The following is a 16994-nucleotide window of genomic DNA, read 5'->3' as shown; positions in this document are numbered from 1 at the left end:
AAATTGGTGTTGACTCTTTTTCCGACCTCTGGAATCCATAAGAACATAACAGGAACATTATCGATCTGGAGTGAACGTCATGGCCGAGGCCGCCGTGGCGGGGGAAACGCTTTTTGCCCTGCGTGAAACCATTGCCCGACTGGAAGGCAGGCCGATATCGGCGCTGGCTGCGGCGGCGCATGAGACGCTGGCGGAGAAGGCAAGACCCCGTTCGGCGGGGGCTGCCCAATCCTTGCTTGCGATCGGGGTCGAGGACCTCGATGACGCGATGCAGGGTGGCGTGCCGCTGGATGCATTGACGGAAATCCGCTCGCTGGGCCTGCGTGATGCGGGCGTAGCCAGCGGCTTTACCCTTGCTCTTGCCGCGCGGCTTCATGCGCAAGCCGCCGGCACAGATGCGGCCATATCCCCGGTTCTCTGGATCGGCGATACGGTCGCCGCGATGGAGGCGGGCCTGCCCTATGCCATCGGGATCATGGATTTCGGACTGGAGCCGGCCGGCTTCCTGCAGGCATCTCCGCGCAAGCTGGAGGAAGCGCTCTGGCTGGCGGAAGCAGCGCTTGCCAGCGCGGCCTTTGCGGTCGTCATCCTGGAAGTGCGCGGCAATCCCGCGCGTTTCGGGCTGACGGAAAGCCGGCGGCTGGCGCTCAGGGCCAAGGCGACAGGCCGGCCCCTGTTTTTATTGCGGCAGGGAGGCGAGGAGGAAGCGAGCAGCGCCCTCTTCCGCTTTTCCGTCGAACCCGCGCCGGCGCAGGCGCGGCCCCTGCCGGACGGATCGGTGCTTGGCGGCAGCATCGGTCATCCGGCCTTTCGTCTGACCTTGGAAAAGAGCCGCAACCCCGCGCCTCTTTCCATAACCCTGGAGTGGAATGCCCATGACCGCCGCTTTGCCCCTGTCTCCGATGCTCAGCACCCTGCCCTTCCCGGCGAACACGCAGCGCATTCTGGCGCTGACTTTTCCGCATCTGCCAACCGACCGGATCGCGCGCAAGCGCTGGGGCCTGTCCTGGCGTTCGACAGGCAGGCTTGAAGCGCCACCACTCGTCTGCGCCGGCAGGCTGAACAATGCCATGCGGCTGACCGCGCTCAACGAGCGGGCGGAGATGATCGGCCTGAAGCGCGGCCAGGGCGTGGCCGAAGCTCGGGCGATCTGCCCTACCCTCGATGTCATCGAGGAAGATCTTGCGGCGGATCGCAAGCTGCTGGAGGCGATCGCCGACTGGTGTGACCGCTATACGCCGCTGGTGGCAATCGATGGCAAGGATGGCCTCTTTCTCGATATTACCGGCTGCGCTCATCTCTTCGGCGGCGAAGAAGCGCTGCTCGAGGATATATTGATCCGGATTTCCCGGCTCGGGCTCGATGTCCGCGGCGCGATTTCCTCCGCGCCGGGCCTCTCCTGGGCGGTCGCCCGCTTCGAGGAAAGTCGCATTGTTCCCCCTGAAGCCATGGAGGAGGCGCTGGCGCCGCTGCCGGTGGCGTCGTTGCGGCTTGGCGAGGAGAGCGTTGCCGCCTTGCAGAAGATGGGCCTGAAGCAGGCGGGCGATCTCCTGGCGGCGCCACGGGCGCCGCTTGCCCGTCGCTTCGGCGCACAGGTGTTGTTGCGGCTCGATCAGGCAGTCGGCCTCATCGAGGAGCCGATCTCGCCGCGCCGGCCGGTGGCGCAATTATCGGCCGAGCGCCGGCTTGCCGAGCCGGTGCAGGCGGAAGCCGATATTCTGCAGCTCGCCCACATGCTTGCCGAAACGCTGAAGCCGGGTTTGGAGGCGCGTGGCGTCGGCGGCCGTTCCTTCGAGCTTTTGCTGTTCAGGGTGGATGGGGCGGTTTTCCGCATCGCCGCCGGGGCATCGCAGCCGCTGCGGGAGCCGGGCCGGATCGCCAGCCTGTTTAACGAGCGCTTCACCGCCATTCATGACGATCTCGATGCGGGATATGGTTTCGAGATTGTCCGTCTCAATGTGCTGCAGCACGCGCCCTTCGATGCGCTGCAGGGCGATTTCGTCGAGGAGGACCGACAGGGCACGTCACTTGCCGCCTTCGTCGACCGGGTTGCAGCACGGCTGGGGCCGGATTGCCTGCAGGGTTTCGAGCTCAGGGAAAGCCATATTCCCGAACGGGCCGCCCGGCCGGTGCCAGCCATGCAAATCCTCGCGGCTCGCCGGCGGACAGGCAGAGAATATGCCGGCCGCGGCTTTTTCCGGGGCGAACGGCCGTTGCGGCTGTTTCGCATGCCGGAACTGGTCGAAACCGTTGCCGCCGAAGTGCCTGACGGCCCTCCCCGGCAGTTCCGCTGGCGGCGCGTCATGCATCGGGTCAGCCGGGCCGAAGGGCCGGAGCGGCTTTCGGCGGAATGGTGGGTCGAGGAAAAGGAAGAACCTGTCCGCGATTATTTCCAGATCGAGGACGAGGAAGGCCACCGTTTCTGGCTGTTCCGCAAGGGCCTCTACGGCCAGACCGCAACGCCGCCGGATTGGTACATGCATGGGGTCTTCGCATGAGCGCGCATCCGACCCCTCTCGCGTCAGCGCCTTTTTTCGAGATCGGCGCGAGAACGAACTTTTCCTTTCTCGAAGGCGCCTCGCATCCGGAGGAGATGGTGGCGCAGGCCACCCTCCTGAAGCTTTCCGGATTTGGAATTGCCGACCGCAATTCGGTTGCCGGCGTCGTCAAGGCGCATGCGCATACCAAGGTTCTCCGGGCGGAATATAAAAGGATTGCTGAGGAAAACATTGAACGTCGCGCCAAAGGGCAGCCGGAAAAGCCGCTCCTGAAACCGGTCGCTTTCCAGCCCGGCGCCCGCCTGGTCTTTTCGGACGGCACACCCGACATTCTTGCCTATCCGCAGAACCGCAAAGGCTGGGCACATCTTTGCCGGCTGTTGAGCGCGGGCAATCTCAAGGCTGAAAAAGGCTCCTGCAAACTCCAAGAGGCTGACCTCATGGAATGGGGCGACGAGATGATGCTGGCGCTCGTTCCCGATGCTGACAGCGTGGAGACGACGGAAGGCCAGGCAAGGCTGGAGCAATGCCTTAAGCGGCTATGGATGCGTTTCGGCCGGAAGTTTCATATGGTCCTGTCGCCGGCCTATGACGGGCGGGATCGGCTGGTCTTTGCCACGCTTTCCATCATTGCGATTCGAAACGGCGTGCGGCTGATCGCCAGCAACCAGCCGCTTTATCACGCAACCGAACGCAAGCCGCTTGCCGACATCGTCGTTTCGATCCGCGAGCATGTGCCGATCGCCGAGGCCGGCTTCAAGCTGGCGGCCAATGCCGAACGTTATCTGAAGGATGCTGCCGAGATGAGCCGCCTCTTCAAGGATTATCCGAAGGCCCTCGCCAATACACAGAAGTTCTTTAGCCGGCTTTCTTTTTCGCTGGATGAGCTGAAGCATAATTATCCCGATGAAAGCGTTGATGGCGAAACCGTTGAGGAAACGCTGAAGCGGCTGACATGGGAGGGCGCGAGATGGCGCTATCCCAATGGAATCCCCGAAAAGGTCGCCAAACAGATCGATCATGAGCTCGTTCTTATTCGAGAGCGGCAATATGAGCCCTATTTCCTGACGGTGCATCGCATCATGGAATATGCCCGCAGTCAGAATATCCTGTGTCAGGGGCGCGGTTCTGCCGCCAATTCGACGGTCTGTTATTGTCTCCGGATTACCGAAGTCAATCCGGAAATCACGACCCTCTTGTTCGAGCGCTTCATCTCGACGGAACGCGAGGAGCCACCGGATATCGATGTCGATTTCGAGCATGAGAAGCGCGAAGAGGTTATCCAGTTCATCTACAGGCATTACTATAAGGAGCATGCGGGGCTGACGGCGGCGGTGACCAGCTATCGGGCGCGCTCGGCCGGCCGTGAAGTGGCGAAGGCCTTCGGCCTGTCGGAGGATGTGCAGTCGGCTCTTGCGAGCGGCGTCTGGGGCTGGTCGACCGAGGGATTGTCTGATCGGGAAGCAAAGCTCGCCGGCCTCGATCTCACCGACAAGACGACCAATAACGTGCTGTCCTATGCCTCTACGCTGATAGGGTTTCCTCGGCATCTGACGCAGCATGTCGGTGGCTTCGTCATTACGCGGGATCGGCTGGATGAAGTGGTGCCGATCATGCATACGGCGATGGACGATCGCTACATGATCGAATGGAACAAGGACGATCTCGACAATCTCAACATATTGAAGATCGACGTGCTGGCGCTCGGCATGCTGACCTGCCTTGCCAAGGCCTTCGACCTGCTGCTGCTGCATTACGACGTGAAGAAGGAACTTGCCGATCTCGGGAGTGGCGAATATCCCGACCGCGTACCGGTCTATGACATGATTTGCCGCGCCGACACGATCGGCGTCTTCCAGATCGAAAGCCGGGCGCAGATGAGCATGTTGCCGCGTCTTAAACCCCGCAGATTCTATGATCTGGTTATCGAGGTGGCGATCGTCCGACCCGGTCCCATCCAGGGCAATATGGTGCATCCCTATCTCAAACGACGGGATGACGTTCTTCAGAATCGACCGATCGAATACCACCGTCCGGAATTGAAAGCGGTCCTAGAAAGAACGTTGGGAGTGCCTCTATTTCAGGAACAGGCGATGCAGATCGCCATTACTGCGGCTGGATTTTCGCCCGCCAAGGCCGATCGGCTACGCCGATCCATGGCGACGTTCAAACGTACGGGAAAGGTGGACGAATTCAAGCAGGACATGGTTTCAGGCATGGTTGCGAAGGGTTACCCTCAAGACTTTGCCGAGCGCTGTTTCAGCCAGATTGAAGGTTTCGGCGAATACGGTTTTCCCGAAAGCCATGCGGCGTCCTTTGCGCTTCTCGTCTATGCCTCTTCGTGGCTGAAGACCTATTATCCCGATGTCTTCTGTGCGGCGATCCTCAATGCCCAGCCGATGGGCTTCTATGCGCCGGCGCAGCTGGTGCGCGATGCGCGCGAGCATGGCGTCGAGGTGCGGCCGGTGGATGTCAATCATTCCCACTGGGATTGCCTTCTGGAGGAAGCGCGTTTCGACAGGAACGCTGTCGAGCCGCGCCATGCGACGATGCGCGATCACATCAAGACGAACCGCGCTGTCCGCCTGGGCTTCCGGCAGGTCAAAGGCCTGTCTGAGGATGAAATGCAGCAATTGGTCGTGCGACGCGGCGATGGCTATCAATCCGTGCGCGATCTCTGGCTGCGGTCCGGGCTCGCCAAGTCGCAAATCGAGCGGCTGGCGGATGCCGATGCCTTCCGCTCCATCGGCTTGAGCCGGCGTGAGGCGCTCTGGGCGGTGCGGGCGCTCGATGCCGGCAGTGCTGCCGAAAAGCTTCCCTTGTTCGATCTCGGCAATCACGCAGACTTGCAGGTAGAGCCGGCCGTTACCCTGCCCGCGATGCTGCCCGGCGAACAGGTCATCGAGGATTATCGCTATCTGTCGCTATCCCTGAAGGCGCATCCGGTTTCGTTTCTGCGCGCCGATTTCGCCAATATCGGCATCGTGCAGAACCGGGATTTGCCCAATGTGGCGAATGGACGGATGGTGACGATCGCGGGTCTGGTGCTGGTGCGCCAGCGGCCCGGTTCGGCCAAAGGCGTGATCTTCATGACGCTGGAAGACGAGACCGGCGTCTCAAATGCGATCGTTTGGCCGAAAATATTCGACAAATATCGCGCCATCGTCATGGGCGCGCGGCTGGTCAAGATTCGCGGCAGCCTGCAGAGCGAAAGCGGCGTCATTCATGTGGTGGTCGACTACATCGAGGACATGACTTCGGCGCTGGGTATCCTGCAACGTGAGGCGCGGCGTTTCGGCGTCAGCGACCGGGCGGATGAGGCGCTGCGGCCGACCATGGATCACAGGCAGAGGAAGAAGCAGGTCTCACCGGACCTGTTGACGCGCAATACCGGCCCAGCGACGGAAGGACGCAGCGATATCGCCGAAACGGCAAATGTCATGCCCAGGGGTCGTAATTTCCATTGAGATCCAGGGCTTCGCGGCGGCAGCGATGTGCCGCCCGTTTCGCCCGTCGATAAAAATGAATCGTTTCTTTCTTGACAAAGAGCGTCTTCTTTAGCAGATAACAGGACAGCAGATGTCATGTTTGACGGACTGAGCGAAGAATGCTTGTTTGTAGCTGTAATTACATCACCGACAGGGAAATCCGGGACGTCATCAACGAGTTCCTGGATCAGGACTGTTGGCAGCTCATCGTCCCCGCCAAGGTCTATCACGCCATGGAAAAGCGCGGCCGTTGCTGCGGCTGTTTCCCGAATGTCGTTGATATCATTATACAGACAACCGAAGATTATCATGCCCGTCGCCACTCGACGGAAGCCGAAATATTTGATTTCATGTCCCGCCTGAAAAAATTTCATGAAGACAACAGGAGAGCGGACATTGAAAGGCGACAAAAAAGTCATCGAGCGGCTTAACGAGGCGCTGTTTCTCGAGCTTGGCGCAGTCAATCAATATTGGGTTCACTACCGGCTTCTCGAGGATTGGGGCTATACCAAGCTCGCCAAGAAGGAACGCGCTGAGTCCATCGAAGAGATGCAGCACGCCGACCGTCTCGTCGCCCGCATCATTTTCCTAGAAGGACATCCGAACCTGCAGACGCTTGCGCCTCTGCGTATCGGCCAGAATGTCAAGGAAGTGCTGGAGGCAGATCTTGCCGGCGAATACGATGCCCGCACGGCCTACAAGAAGTCCCGCGACATCTGTCATGACGCCGGCGACTATGTGTCGATGAAGCTGTTTGAACAGCTGCTGATCGACGAGGAAGGCCATATCGACTTCCTGGAAACGCAGCTGGAGCTGCTCGGAAAGATTGGCGAAGCCAAGTACGGCCAGCTCAACGCCGATTCTGCCGATTCCGCAGAATAATCGATATATGAATCCGGCCGCCGATCGGTGGCCGGATTTCTTGGTTCAATCTTCGGCCTTCAGGCCCGCAAGATGCTCGAACTCGGCAACGACTTTTTCGTAGACCGGCCGCTTGAAGGCGACGATCAACTCGGGCAGCATTGCCATCGGCTTCCATTCCCAGGCATCGAATTCCGGCTCATGGCCGCCTGGCGGCGGGTTGATGGCGATTTCGCTCTCGTCGCCGTCAAAGCGGAAGGCAAACCAGCGCTGCGTCTGGCCGCGGTATTTCCCCTTGAGGCCGATGCCGATCAGCTGCGGCGGCAGGTCGTAGTTGATCCAGTCCTTCGCTTCCGCCAGCAGGGTCACGGTTTTCATGCCCGTCTCCTCATAGAGCTCGCGATAGGCGGCTTTCAGCGGGTCCTCGCCCTCATCAATGCCACCCTGCGGCATCTGCCAGAGCTGCGGCGAGCCGTCATATTCGGAATTGCCGATCGGAATGCGTTTGCCGGCCCAGACCAGACCATCGCGGTTCAGCACCATGATGCCGACGCAGGGACGGTAGGGCAGGTCTTCGGCTCGCACGGGCGCGTGGGGCTTGCTCATCTTCTTCTCCAGGGGATCATGGATGCTTGGGGTCTTCGGCCAGCGCCGAGACCGCGACGATTTCGATGCCGCGCATGGCGGCTTCCTCGCTCCATTTGCTGATGGCGTCGACGCTTTCGTCGAAGGCGGAGGCAACGCCGATCGCCGAACCATTGCGGCGGGCAATGCGCTCCAGCTCGTCGAGTTTCTTCAGGATGGCATCCTGCTGCAATTCTCCATCAAGCTGCACATCGGCAAAGGCGTGCGGCACCTCCAGCGTCTTGGCGAGGGTTCCGGACTTGGATTGGGCTGACGAACCGTCATCGAGGAAAAGCAGGCCGCGCTTGCCGACATCACGCAACACCGGCTCCATGGCGCCGGCATTCGACAGGAACCGGCCGCCGAGATAGTTCATCACGCCGGTGTAATTGGTGATCTTGCCCATTGCCTTGTGCAGGTTGTCGATATTCTTGGCGGCGGATAGCGAGGTCAGAAGCGTGTCGGGACCCGGATTGTTGCCCGGATAGTCGAAGGGTTCGAACGGAACCTGAATCAAGATCTCGTGGCCGCCGCGACGTGCATCCTGCATCCAGCGCTGCAGGCTGTTGCCGCTGGCTGCGAAGGCAAGCGTTATCTCTTCGGGAAGCTTCTCGATGGCGCGCTGCGTGCCGGTCTGGCTGAGGCCGAGACCGCTGACGACGATGGCGATGCGGGTGCCGCGGGCGCCGGACCAGGGTCGGGCATATTGATCCATCGGCCTCAGGCCGTTCGGCCCGGTGATCGGCAATTTGCCGAAGGGCGAATCCTCGAGCAAGCTGTCGTTCGGCGTTGCCGCCATGCGGGGATCCTGGCCGACCTGATTGGCATTGATCAGGACAGGCCCATTGCCGTCGCGGTTGCTCGGGCTGAACATGGTGACGACGGAACCGTCATCGGTGACGACGCGCGAGGTGTTGGCGCCCGACTGCGGATCGACCTGTGTCAGGCCCGCCTGGCTGTTTGCCGCCGGCTTCGTCTCGTCCGATGGGGCCGGGTCTTCCTTCTTCGCCGCTTCGGTCGGTTGGGTTTTCCTGAGGTCGTCGCGCAACAGCGCCGAATAGAGGGAAAAGCCGGCGATCGCGATCAGGCAGAGGCCGCCAAGAATGCGCCCGAAAGGCGGAAGTCTCCGCTGGCGGCCGGGCCTGCGGTTCTGTCCCAGCGGTGCATGCAAATCCGTTCCCAAAGTTCTCATCCACCCAAGCGGGAAACTGTGCTGGCTCCAGGCATCCCGCTCTCATCGAAGCGAAAAAGATAGCGCAGACTTAAACTGTCAAAACTGACGAAACAGGTTTCGAACAAGGCCGCATTCATCCGGCCGAGTAAAGCGGGACGATACACTCTACCCCGCTCCCTTTCTATTGAAAGTGAAAGCGCCGGGTCTGTTTCCAGCCCGGCGCCATTTCCTTACTTGGAGGAAACCGCTTTTTCCGGGTTCGGCGGGAAGGACGGATCCGTCTTGGCGCCGCGCAGCAGGTCAAGCGCGTAGTTGAGCTGGATGTCGTCCTTCGGATCCGGCGGCACGTAGGCCGAGGAGCCGGAGCCCTTGTCGGTTTCGCTCTGGCCCTTGATGTGGCCCGGAAGGCTGGATTCGCCCTCAGTCGTCAGCTTGCCCTTCAGATCATCCGGCAGCGGCTGGTCGACCTTGACGTCAGGTGTAATGCCGATGCCCTGGATCGAGCGGCCCGACGGCGTGTAATAGAGCGCCGTCGTCAGGCGGAGCGCGCCATTGCCGTCACCCAGCGGGATGATCGTCTGGACCGAGCCCTTGCCGAAGGACTGGGTGCCGAGCACGGTGGCGCGACGCAGATCCTGCAGGGCGCCCGCGACGATTTCCGAAGCCGAAGCCGAACCGCCATTGATGAGCACGATGATCGGCTTGCCATCCGTCAGGTCGCCCGGAGTGGCGTTGAAGCGGCGGGTCTCATCCGGGTTGCGGCCACGGGTCGACACGATTTCACCGCGCTCAAGCACATCGTCGGCAACGTTGATCGCCTGGTCGAGCAGACCGCCCGGGTTGAGGCGCAGGTCGAAGACATAGCCCTTCAGCTTGTCGGCCGGGATATCCTTCTTGATCTTGGCGATCGCGGCTTCAAGGTCTGGCGTGGTCTTTTCCGTGAAGGAGATGATGCGGATATAGCCGACATCGCCGCCTTCCTCGCGGGACTTGATGGCGGCAACCGCGATCACGTCACGAACGATGGTGAGCTCGATCGGCTTGTCGGCGCCCTTGCGCAGCAGTGTCAGCTTGATCGGCGTCTTGACCGGGCCGCGCATCTTCTCGACGGCGTCTTCCAGCTTCAGGCCACGTACGGACTGGCCGTCGATGGCAGTGATATAGTCGCCGGCAAGAACGCCGGCCTTGGCCGCAGGCGTGTCGTCGATCGGCGTGATGACCTTGACGAGATCGTTGTCCATCGTGACTTCGATGCCGAGACCGCCGAATTCACCCTTGGTCTGGGTGCGCATGTCTTCCGCATCCTTGGCATTCATGTAGCTCGAATGCGGGTCAAGCGAGGTCAGCATGCCGTTGATGGCGGCTTCGATCAGCTTGTCTTCCTGTGGCGGCGTCACATACTGGGCGCGCACGCGTTCAAAGACGTCGCCGAAAATCGACAACTCCTTGTAAGTGGAAGTACCCGCGGCTTCCGCCGGCGCGACCGCCGTATAGATAACGCCCATCGCGGTCGCACCCATCAATGCGCCAACGAGAACAAGAGAAGCCCTACGTATCATTGCGTGCCTTTCCAGTGTCTTTAGAGGTCCACCAGGGTCGAGAATCGACCGGCTTTCCATCTTTTCGGAATTCAATGTAAAGCGTTGGCCGATCCGTTTCCAGCGCCAATGCGGTCGCGCTCGCGACTCTTTTTTGGCCCATCGTGGCCAGCGGCTCGCCGGCGAAGACAAATCTGCCCGGACGCGTCTTGATCGCGTCCATTCCCGACAGCACCATGTGGTAGCCGTCGCCCGTGTCCAGGATGATCATCTGGCCGTAGCTGCGAAACGCGCCGGCATAGACCACGGTGCCGTCGGCGGGAGCCGTGACGAGCGCATCCGGGCCGGTCGCAACGGTCAATCCCATTGCCGTGTGGCCCGTGCCGTCGTCGTCGCCGAACTGGCGGAGAATATCGCCCGCCACAGGCAGCTCCAACTTCTGTTTAAGGTCGGAGAAGGCATATGCGGGCGTAATGCGGTTTTTATCGGGCACGCCGTTCTCGGCCAGAGCCTTTGCCTGCTCGCGTTGCTGGTCTGTCAGCTGCCCCCTGCGAGCCTCTTCCGCACGTGCGGCAGCTGCGGCATCGCGGACCGAACCGATCTGACTTTCCAGCGAAGCGACGAGGCCTTCCAGGCTGGTTGCCTGCCCGCCAGCTCCTCGGCGCGCTTGCGCTCGGCCTCGAGCTGGGCGGCATTTTCCTTGCTGTGCTTGTCGTTCTCGGCGACCAGCAGGTCCATGCGCCGCTCTTCCTCCATGCTGTTGGTCACGGTGGTAGTGAGGCTGGCCTTTTCGGCGGCGGCATCGGCATGCAGCTTGCTCAGATCCGTCAGGTCGGCGATGAGCTTATCCGTCTCCTTGCGCATTCCGGGCACGACGGCCCCGAGCAGGATGGCGCTGCGCACCGAGGCGAGCGCGTCATCCGGCGTCACCAGCAGCGCCGGCGGCGGATTGCGGCCCATGCGCTCCAACGCCCCCAGAACCTCGGCGAGCAAAGCGCGGCGATCATGCAGGGAGGCGCGGATCTTGTCTTCCTTGACGGCGAGATCCGTCAGCGTCTTTTCGCTCTGCTGAATCTTGCGGTCCAGATCCTTGCGGCGGGCGGCGCTGTCGATCAGCGCCTGGCGCAGGCTGGCGCTGCTCTTGTCGAGCGCTGCGATGCTGTCTTCCAGCTCTTTCGTCTTGTCGGAGGAAAGGTTGATCGTCTTCGACAGCGTTTCGAGTTCGGCGCGGGTTTGGTCGCGCTTGCGGGCGAGCTCGGCGGCCGGGTCGGGTGGCTGCTGTGCTGTTGGCGCCGTCGTCGAGGAGCGATCGTCGGGTGCTTGCGCAGTGGCATTGTTGGCTTCCTGCGCCTGCGCCAAATCTGTTGCCGAAAAAGGGGCTGCAATGTAGACGCCCGCGCCAAGGCACGCCGCCAGGGTAGGCAGCAGAAGGCGGGAAAGCATGGGCGAGGCTTTTCTCATCCAGTCGGTTCGGGCCTGGTCCCTTCAGATCGCGTGAAAACAAGCCGATTTGCCGCGATCACCTGGGAAGCATCATCAATTTTAAGGCGGGAATCAAAACACGCCTGTGTGAGCGTTTCGTTAACGCAAAAAGCCCGGAAGCCAAACTGTTTTCGAAGGAGCAGCCCACGGCGGCCCGAAGTCACACCCGGTGATAGGGGTGTCCGGACAAGATGGTGACGGCGCGGTACAGCTGTTCGGCGATGAGAATGCGCACGAGCTGGTGCGGCCATGTCAATTTGCCGAGGCATAGGGTCATGTCGGCCTTGTCGTAAAGGGATGGGTCGAGGCCGTCTGCGCCACCGATGGCAATCGTCAGATCGCGCTTGCCCTGATCGCGGAACGTGCCAAGCATGGCGGCAAAGGCTTCGCTGTCCAGAGCCTTGCCACGTTCGTCGAGAAGGATGAGGACGCCGCCTTCGGGATGCGCCTTTTGCAGCAGCCCGGCTTCCTCACGCTTGCGGGTTTCGCCGTTGGATGCGCGGCTTTCGGCAACTTCGGTCATGCGGGCCAGTTCCAGGCCGATAGCCGGCCCGGCTTTGGCAAAGCGGTCGAGATAGCGAGCCGCAAGATCCTTCTCAGGGCCGGTTTTCAACCGCCCCACAGCAAAAAGACCTATTCGCATTCCCGCTCCAAGCATATCCGCCATGATGGCGGCACAAAACAAAACCCTTGCCGGACAGTCATGTCCGGCGATTGAGAGCTGCCAGCCAGGGCCGGGAACGGCGCTTTTTGAGCATTTTCGCATTCCGGATGGAAAACCGCTGTGCGCTTTCCCAGGAAATGCGCGTCGCTCGGCTAGTGCAGCGTGCCTTCGTCGAGATCGGGTGCTGCCCACATCTTTTCGATGTTGTAGAACTCGCGGATCTCGGGACGGAAGACATGAATGATGATGTCGCCGGTGTCGATCAACACCCAGTCACCGCCATCCAGACCCTCGACGCGGGCATTGCCGAAGCCCTCGTCCTTGAGATCGGTCATGAGATGGTCGGCAATCGCCAGGACATGACGGCTCGATCGACCGGAGACGACGACCATATGGTCTCCGAGCGCAGACTTGCCAGCAATGTCGATGGTGACGATATTTTCGGCCTTGGAGTCCTCGAGGCTTACGAGGACGGCTTGCAGGGCGCGGGCAGCGGCATCGACGCCACGTTCCGAGCTCTTCGGGATAACGACAGGCGCTCTCCCCTTGGCGTGTACTGTTGTCAGTGCTCTTCCTTCCTTGAGTAACAGAACAGGCACATATGCGATCTGAGTCGATCACACCATAAAGATAGGCATCAAAGCATAAAGGTTTCAAGACGCAGGCGACGTTCTACAGGCCGCAAAGACAAGGATTTGTGTCTGAATGGGGCGCTTTCGCACCAGATATGGAGAATATTCGCACCGAAAGCCAAAAATCAGCCTTCCGGGCTCACTCCGTCGACAAGAATGAGGTTGCGGCTGAGGGCCTGATCGCGAACCTTAAGGGCAAGGGCATATTCCGGCGAGCGATACCAGATCCGCGCCTGCTCGATGTCGGGAAACTCGACGATGATGATTGCTCGCGGCAACCACTTGCCTTCCAATTGCTCCACATCGCCGCCGCGAACGAGATAGCGGCCGCCATAATGGGCTATGGAGGCGGCGGCGCGGCTTCGATAGGTCTGGAATGCTTCGGCGTCCTTGGCCGTGACGTCGGAGATGATATAGGCCGACATGGCTGCTCCCATCTACATGTTAGAGCATGATCTCGCATCGCTGTTGTTTCGGGCGTGGATGCGCGTGATTCTTCATGTCAGATAGGTCATCTGCGTCCCATGTACAGGCGCGCGAAGGCCGCGTATAGAAAAGTAGATCCAACATCCCAGATGCCATGACCGACACTCCGCAGCCATCGCTAAAGCCCATCCTTCGCATCCATTTTTCGGGGCAGGACCGACTTGGGCGCGGCAAGATGGAGCTTCTCGAGCATATTCGGGAGACGGGCTCGATCTCCGCTGCCGGCCGCGCCATGGACATGTCCTATCGCCGGGCGTGGCTGCTCATCAGCGAGTTGAACCACATGTTCCGGGAGCCGGTTGTCGAATCGCAACGCGGCGGCCAGAAGGGCGGCGGCGCGGCGCTGACGCCTTTCGGCGAGGAACTGCTGCGGCGCTTTCGCGGCATGGAGACGACGCTGCGCGCCGCCATAGCTGACGATCTGGATTGGCTCGAAGCCAATCGCAGTGCCGACGATACCCCGACCGAGAAGCCCTGATCCAACCCTTTATTGTTCGAGCGCCACGGTCTTTATGATCGCATGGACTGGCAGGCCAGCTCGCAGGCCCAGCCGCTCGGCGGAGAATTGCGTGATGCGCGCAAATACGGCGTCCCCGCCGCAATCGACTTTCACCTCCGCCGTTCCATCGGCCATCATGGCGATATCGCGCACCACGCCTTCGAGGATGTTCAGCGCGCTGAGGCCCTCGGGCCTTGCGGTTGCCAGCATGACGTCGCGGGCGGGGATATGGACACGCACTGTCTTGCCGACAGCGGCCGCCTGGCCGGGCACGAAGAGCCTCGCTGCCTTCAAGGCCACGACCGTCAAATTATGCCTGGTATCGATGTCCTCGACGCGGCCTTCCAGCAGCACGCCCGCCTCGCGCCTGTCGGCTGCCAGCGGGCCGGTAAGCTGGCTGAAGATGTCGGTCGCGGCGCCGATCGTTTCCACCTTGCCATCGCGCATGACGACGACGCGGTTCGCCAGCCGCGCCACTTCGGCGATCGAGTGGCTGACATAGATGATCGGTATCTTCGTCTCGTCGCGCAACCGTTCGAGATAGGGCAGTATTTCCGCTTTCCGGGCCTCATCGAGTGCTGCCAGCGGTTCGTCCATCAACAGCAGCCGGGGCGACGACAGGAGTGCCCGGCCGATCGCGACGCGCTGCTTCTCGCCGCCGGAGAGTTTGGTCGGCCTGCGGTCGAGCAATGGGCCGATGCCGAGAAGATCGACCACGCCGTCAAAGCTCTCGCTGCGCTCGCCTCTGGGTGCGAACCAGCGGCCATAGTTGAGGTTCTGCCGCACGGAGAGATGCGGGAACAGGCGGGCCTCCTGGAAGACATAGCCGAAGCGCCGGCGGTGGCGTGGAACGAAAACTTTTTCGTCGGTGTCGGCGAGCACGGCGCCGTCAAGGCTGATGCGGCCATGGTCGGGCCGGATCAGCCCGGCGATAATGCGGATGATCGACGTCTTGCCGGAGCCCGAGCGGCCGAAAAGGGCCGTCACCCCGCCCTCGGAGGTAAACACGGCCTCCAGCGAGAAAGCGCCGAGACGGTGGCGGATATCGACGGAGAGGGTCATTCGAAATCCACCCTCCGGCCGGCGAGATAGGCAAGAAATTCCGAGGCGAGCAGGGCGGCCATGGAAATGATGACGGCGACGATGGTCAGCCGCATCGCCCCGGCATCGCCCCCCGGAACCTGGGTGAAGGTATAGATGGCCGAAGACAGGGTCTGGGTCTCGCCGGGAATATTGGAGACGAAGGTGACGGTGGCGCCGAACTCGCCCATGGCTTTGGCAAAGGATAGGATCATCCCGGCGATGACGCCGGGCAGGATGAGCGGCAAGGTTACCGTCAGGAAGGTCCATGCCGGGTTGGCGCCGAGTGTACCGGCGGCTTCCTCCAGCTTGCGGTCGACGGCTTCGATCGACAGACGGATGCTGCGGACCATCAGAGGAAAGCCCATGACGCCGCAGGCAAGGGCCGCACCCGTCCAACGGAAGGAAAAGACGAGGCCGAGATATTGGTCGAGCAATGAGCCGATCGGCCCCTTGCGGCCGAAGAGGATGAGAAGGATGAAGCCGGTCACGACAGGCGGCAGGATCAGCGGCAGATGAATGATGCCGTTGAGGATCGATTTGCCCCAGAAGCGGCCGCGCGCCAGCAGATAGGCGGCTGCGATGCCGAAGGGCAGGCTGACCAGCATGGCGACGATAGAAACGCGCAGGCTCAGCTCGATCGCCGTCCATTCGTCGCTGCTCAAACCCAATGCGTCCAAATCCCGCCCCTTAAAACATCTCAGGCCCGCCATGGGTCGGCGAGCCTGATGGTTGAACTGTCATGCCTGATTTGCGGTGATGACGCTCACTGCTTCAGGATCGTGAAGCCCTCATGCTCGAAGAAGGGAACAGCCTTAGCCGATTTCAGATAGTCGAAATAGGCCTGGACGTCGGGGTTCTTGCTGCTGGCGGTGATGGCGATCGGGTAGACGATCGGCGGGTGGCTGTCCGCTGGGAAAGTACCGACGACGGCAACGCCCGGATCTGCCGAGACGTCGGTCTGGTAGACGATGCCGTAGGGCGCTTCGCCGCGCGAAACCAACGCGAGTGCGGCACGTACGCTTTCGGCGCCGGCGACCTTCTTTTCAACGGAAGCCCAGACGCCCAGCTTTTCCAGCGCCGTCTTGCCGTATTTGCCTGCCGGCACCGATTCCGGCTGGCCGATCGCCAGGCGGCCATCGCCGAGAAGGGCTGCCAGATCGAAGCCATGCTTGATGTCGACGGGCTTAGCCTTGTCCTTGGCGGCGACCAGAACGAGCTTGTTGCCGAGGAGGTTCACCCGGCTGTCGTCCTTGATCAGCTTCTTGCCGGCGACATAATCCATCCAGTTGGTGTCGGCGGAAATGAAGATGTCGGCGGCGCGCCGTTTTCAAGCTGTTTTGCAAGCGGTCCGCTTGCAGCATAGGAGACGGTGACCTCCTTGCCGGTTTCCTTGGTGAAGGCGGCATCGACATTATCGAGCGCGTTCTTCATGCTGGCGGCGGCAAAAACCACGATCTTGTCGGCGGCGAGCGCCGGCGTCGGGATGACCGACAGGCCGAGCCAAGCGGCTGATACTGCGGCGGTTGCAAGTTTGATCCATCGGCGTCTATTCGTAGCCATCTTATTTCTCCCCAAAGATGTCGACATGTTTCGAGAGATATAACGACGGGCGAAACTTGACTAGGGATGTGTTTGGAAAAATATATCGTGTCATGAATGCGTAACCCCACGAATTTTATGGGTTTTCTATTCTGCGGTGCATATTAAGGCGTCTAGATGCTGCAAAAACGCATGACTGGATTCGCCCACCGGATTGGCGAACGCTCACGAAACAACACGTAACGTTACGAACCGTGGGTTATCGCGATATTTGGTGGATGGCTCGATCATGAGAATGCGCCTCGAACGACGCGCGATTTGTGAAAGAAGCGTTTTTTGGGCAGAAATTTTTTGAAGCCATGTATCTAATGCATTGCTGCATTGCGCAATCGGCGATTTATTATTCGGCGGAAGCTGCTAAAACAT

General features: G+C 61.0%; 14 protein-coding genes and 2 pseudogenes. 6 read left to right on the top strand and 10 right to left on the bottom strand.

All coding sequences use genetic code 11. The annotated features are described in order from the left end of the window. The first annotated feature begins 79 nt into the window (after positions 1–79). From BSK43_RS35565 to bfr, 5 genes are all read left to right on the top strand, one after another. Positions 80–1030 (top strand): hypothetical protein, encoded by a 951-nt coding sequence (locus BSK43_RS35565; protein ID WP_246662484.1) that lies wholly within the window; start codon positions 80–82, stop codon positions 1028–1030. A gap of 40 nt (positions 1031–1070) precedes the next feature. Then, positions 1071–2498, top strand: a complete 1428-nt coding sequence (locus tag BSK43_RS03390; protein WP_246662489.1) for a DNA polymerase Y family protein — start codon at positions 1071–1073, stop codon at positions 2496–2498. Further along, positions 2495–5965 carry an error-prone DNA polymerase gene (locus BSK43_RS03385; protein ID WP_077470443.1) on the top strand — a complete coding sequence of 1157 codons (3471 nt, stop codon included), beginning with the start codon at positions 2495–2497 and terminating at the stop codon, positions 5963–5965. The genes BSK43_RS03390 and BSK43_RS03385 overlap by 4 nt, the downstream gene beginning before the upstream one ends. A 140-nt stretch (positions 5966–6105) precedes the next feature. Continuing rightward, positions 6106–6417: a (2Fe-2S)-binding protein gene (locus tag BSK43_RS03380; protein WP_077470444.1), complete on the top strand. Its 312-nt coding sequence runs from the start codon at positions 6106–6108 to the stop codon at positions 6415–6417. Continuing rightward, positions 6383–6868 carry a bacterioferritin gene (gene bfr, locus BSK43_RS03375; protein WP_068390272.1) on the top strand — a complete coding sequence of 162 codons (486 nt, stop codon included), beginning with the start codon at positions 6383–6385 and terminating at the stop codon, positions 6866–6868. Before BSK43_RS03380 ends, bfr begins: the two co-directional genes overlap by 35 nt. A gap of 45 nt (positions 6869–6913) precedes the next feature. Here bfr and BSK43_RS03370 read toward each other — a convergent pair whose 3' ends face one another. The 7 genes and pseudogenes from BSK43_RS03370 to BSK43_RS03340 all read right to left on the bottom strand — a co-directional run bounded on the left by BSK43_RS03370 (position 6914) and on the right by BSK43_RS03340 (position 13386). Further along, positions 6914–7453, bottom strand: coding sequence for an RNA pyrophosphohydrolase (locus BSK43_RS03370; protein WP_077470445.1), 540 nt, complete (start codon positions 7451–7453; stop codon positions 6914–6916). 16 nt (positions 7454–7469) lie between these two features. Next, on the bottom strand, positions 7470–8654 hold the full coding sequence (locus tag BSK43_RS03365; protein ID WP_077470446.1) for a divergent polysaccharide deacetylase family protein: 1185 nt from the start codon (positions 8652–8654) through the stop codon (positions 7470–7472). Between the two features lie 221 nt (positions 8655–8875). After that, positions 8876–10204, bottom strand: coding sequence for a S41 family peptidase (locus BSK43_RS03360; RefSeq protein ID WP_077470447.1), 1329 nt, complete (start codon positions 10202–10204; stop codon positions 8876–8878). Next, a pseudogene (locus BSK43_RS03355) lies at positions 10194–11644 on the bottom strand (murein hydrolase activator EnvC). Before BSK43_RS03355 ends, BSK43_RS03360 begins: the two are co-directional and overlap by 11 nt. Before the next feature lie 181 nt (positions 11645–11825). After that, a complete protein-coding gene (gene rlmH / locus BSK43_RS03350) occupies positions 11826–12308 on the bottom strand; it encodes a 23S rRNA (pseudouridine(1915)-N(3))-methyltransferase RlmH (protein WP_077470448.1) in 483 nt (160 codons plus the stop codon). A 173-nt stretch (positions 12309–12481) separates the two neighbouring features. Next, positions 12482–12928, bottom strand: a complete 447-nt coding sequence (rsfS, locus tag BSK43_RS03345) for a ribosome silencing factor (RefSeq protein ID WP_068390257.1) — start codon at positions 12926–12928, stop codon at positions 12482–12484. A gap of 158 nt (positions 12929–13086) precedes the next feature. Next, positions 13087–13386: a DUF1330 domain-containing protein gene (locus BSK43_RS03340; protein ID WP_077470449.1), complete on the bottom strand. Its 300-nt coding sequence runs from the start codon at positions 13384–13386 to the stop codon at positions 13087–13089. Between the two features lie 155 nt (positions 13387–13541). Between BSK43_RS03340 and BSK43_RS03335 the strand changes: the two genes are divergently transcribed. Further along, on the top strand, positions 13542–13925 hold the full coding sequence (locus tag BSK43_RS03335) for a winged helix-turn-helix domain-containing protein (RefSeq protein ID WP_077470450.1): 384 nt from the start codon (positions 13542–13544) through the stop codon (positions 13923–13925). Positions 13926–13934: 9 nt separating this feature from the next. Here the strand turns inward: BSK43_RS03335 and modC are convergent, their stop codons facing one another. The 3 genes and pseudogenes from modC to modA form a co-directional block, all read right to left on the bottom strand. Next, on the bottom strand, positions 13935–15008 hold the full coding sequence (modC, locus tag BSK43_RS03330) for a molybdenum ABC transporter ATP-binding protein (protein WP_077470451.1): 1074 nt from the start codon (positions 15006–15008) through the stop codon (positions 13935–13937). Continuing rightward, positions 15005–15706 carry a molybdate ABC transporter permease subunit gene (gene modB, locus BSK43_RS03325; RefSeq protein WP_077470452.1) on the bottom strand — a complete coding sequence of 234 codons (702 nt, stop codon included), beginning with the start codon at positions 15704–15706 and terminating at the stop codon, positions 15005–15007. Before modB ends, modC begins: the two co-directional genes overlap by 4 nt. An 86-nt stretch (positions 15707–15792) precedes the next feature. After that, positions 15793–16589: pseudogene (gene modA / locus BSK43_RS03320) on the bottom strand (molybdate ABC transporter substrate-binding protein). Between the last annotated feature and the right edge of the window lie 405 nt (positions 16590–16994).

Source organism: Rhizobium sp. P44RR-XXIV, from assembly GCF_001999485.2.
Taxonomy (GTDB): domain Bacteria; phylum Pseudomonadota; class Alphaproteobacteria; order Rhizobiales; family Rhizobiaceae; genus Rhizobium.
This window is presented reverse-complemented; position numbering and strand designations above follow the sequence as displayed.

Coding starts and splice junctions, on each gene's coding strand:
- BSK43_RS03360 (WP_077470447.1), bottom strand. CDS start 10,204: ATGATACGTAGGGCTTCTCTTGTTCTCGTTGGCGCATTGATGGGTGCG.
- BSK43_RS03380 (WP_077470444.1), top strand. CDS start 6,106: ATGCTTGTTTGTAGCTGTAATTACATCACCGACAGGGAAATCCGGGAC.
- BSK43_RS35565 (WP_246662484.1), top strand. CDS start 80: ATGGCCGAGGCCGCCGTGGCGGGGGAAACGCTTTTTGCCCTGCGTGAA.
- modC (WP_077470451.1), bottom strand. CDS start 15,008: ATGACCCTCTCCGTCGATATCCGCCACCGTCTCGGCGCTTTCTCGCTG.
- BSK43_RS03370 (WP_077470445.1), bottom strand. CDS start 7,453: ATGAGCAAGCCCCACGCGCCCGTGCGAGCCGAAGACCTGCCCTACCGT.
- rlmH (WP_077470448.1), bottom strand. CDS start 12,308: ATGCGAATAGGTCTTTTTGCTGTGGGGCGGTTGAAAACCGGCCCTGAG.
- BSK43_RS03335 (WP_077470450.1), top strand. CDS start 13,542: ATGACCGACACTCCGCAGCCATCGCTAAAGCCCATCCTTCGCATCCAT.
- BSK43_RS03340 (WP_077470449.1), bottom strand. CDS start 13,386: ATGTCGGCCTATATCATCTCCGACGTCACGGCCAAGGACGCCGAAGCA.
- BSK43_RS03385 (WP_077470443.1), top strand. CDS start 2,495: ATGAGCGCGCATCCGACCCCTCTCGCGTCAGCGCCTTTTTTCGAGATC.
- BSK43_RS03390 (WP_246662489.1), top strand. CDS start 1,071: ATGCGGCTGACCGCGCTCAACGAGCGGGCGGAGATGATCGGCCTGAAG.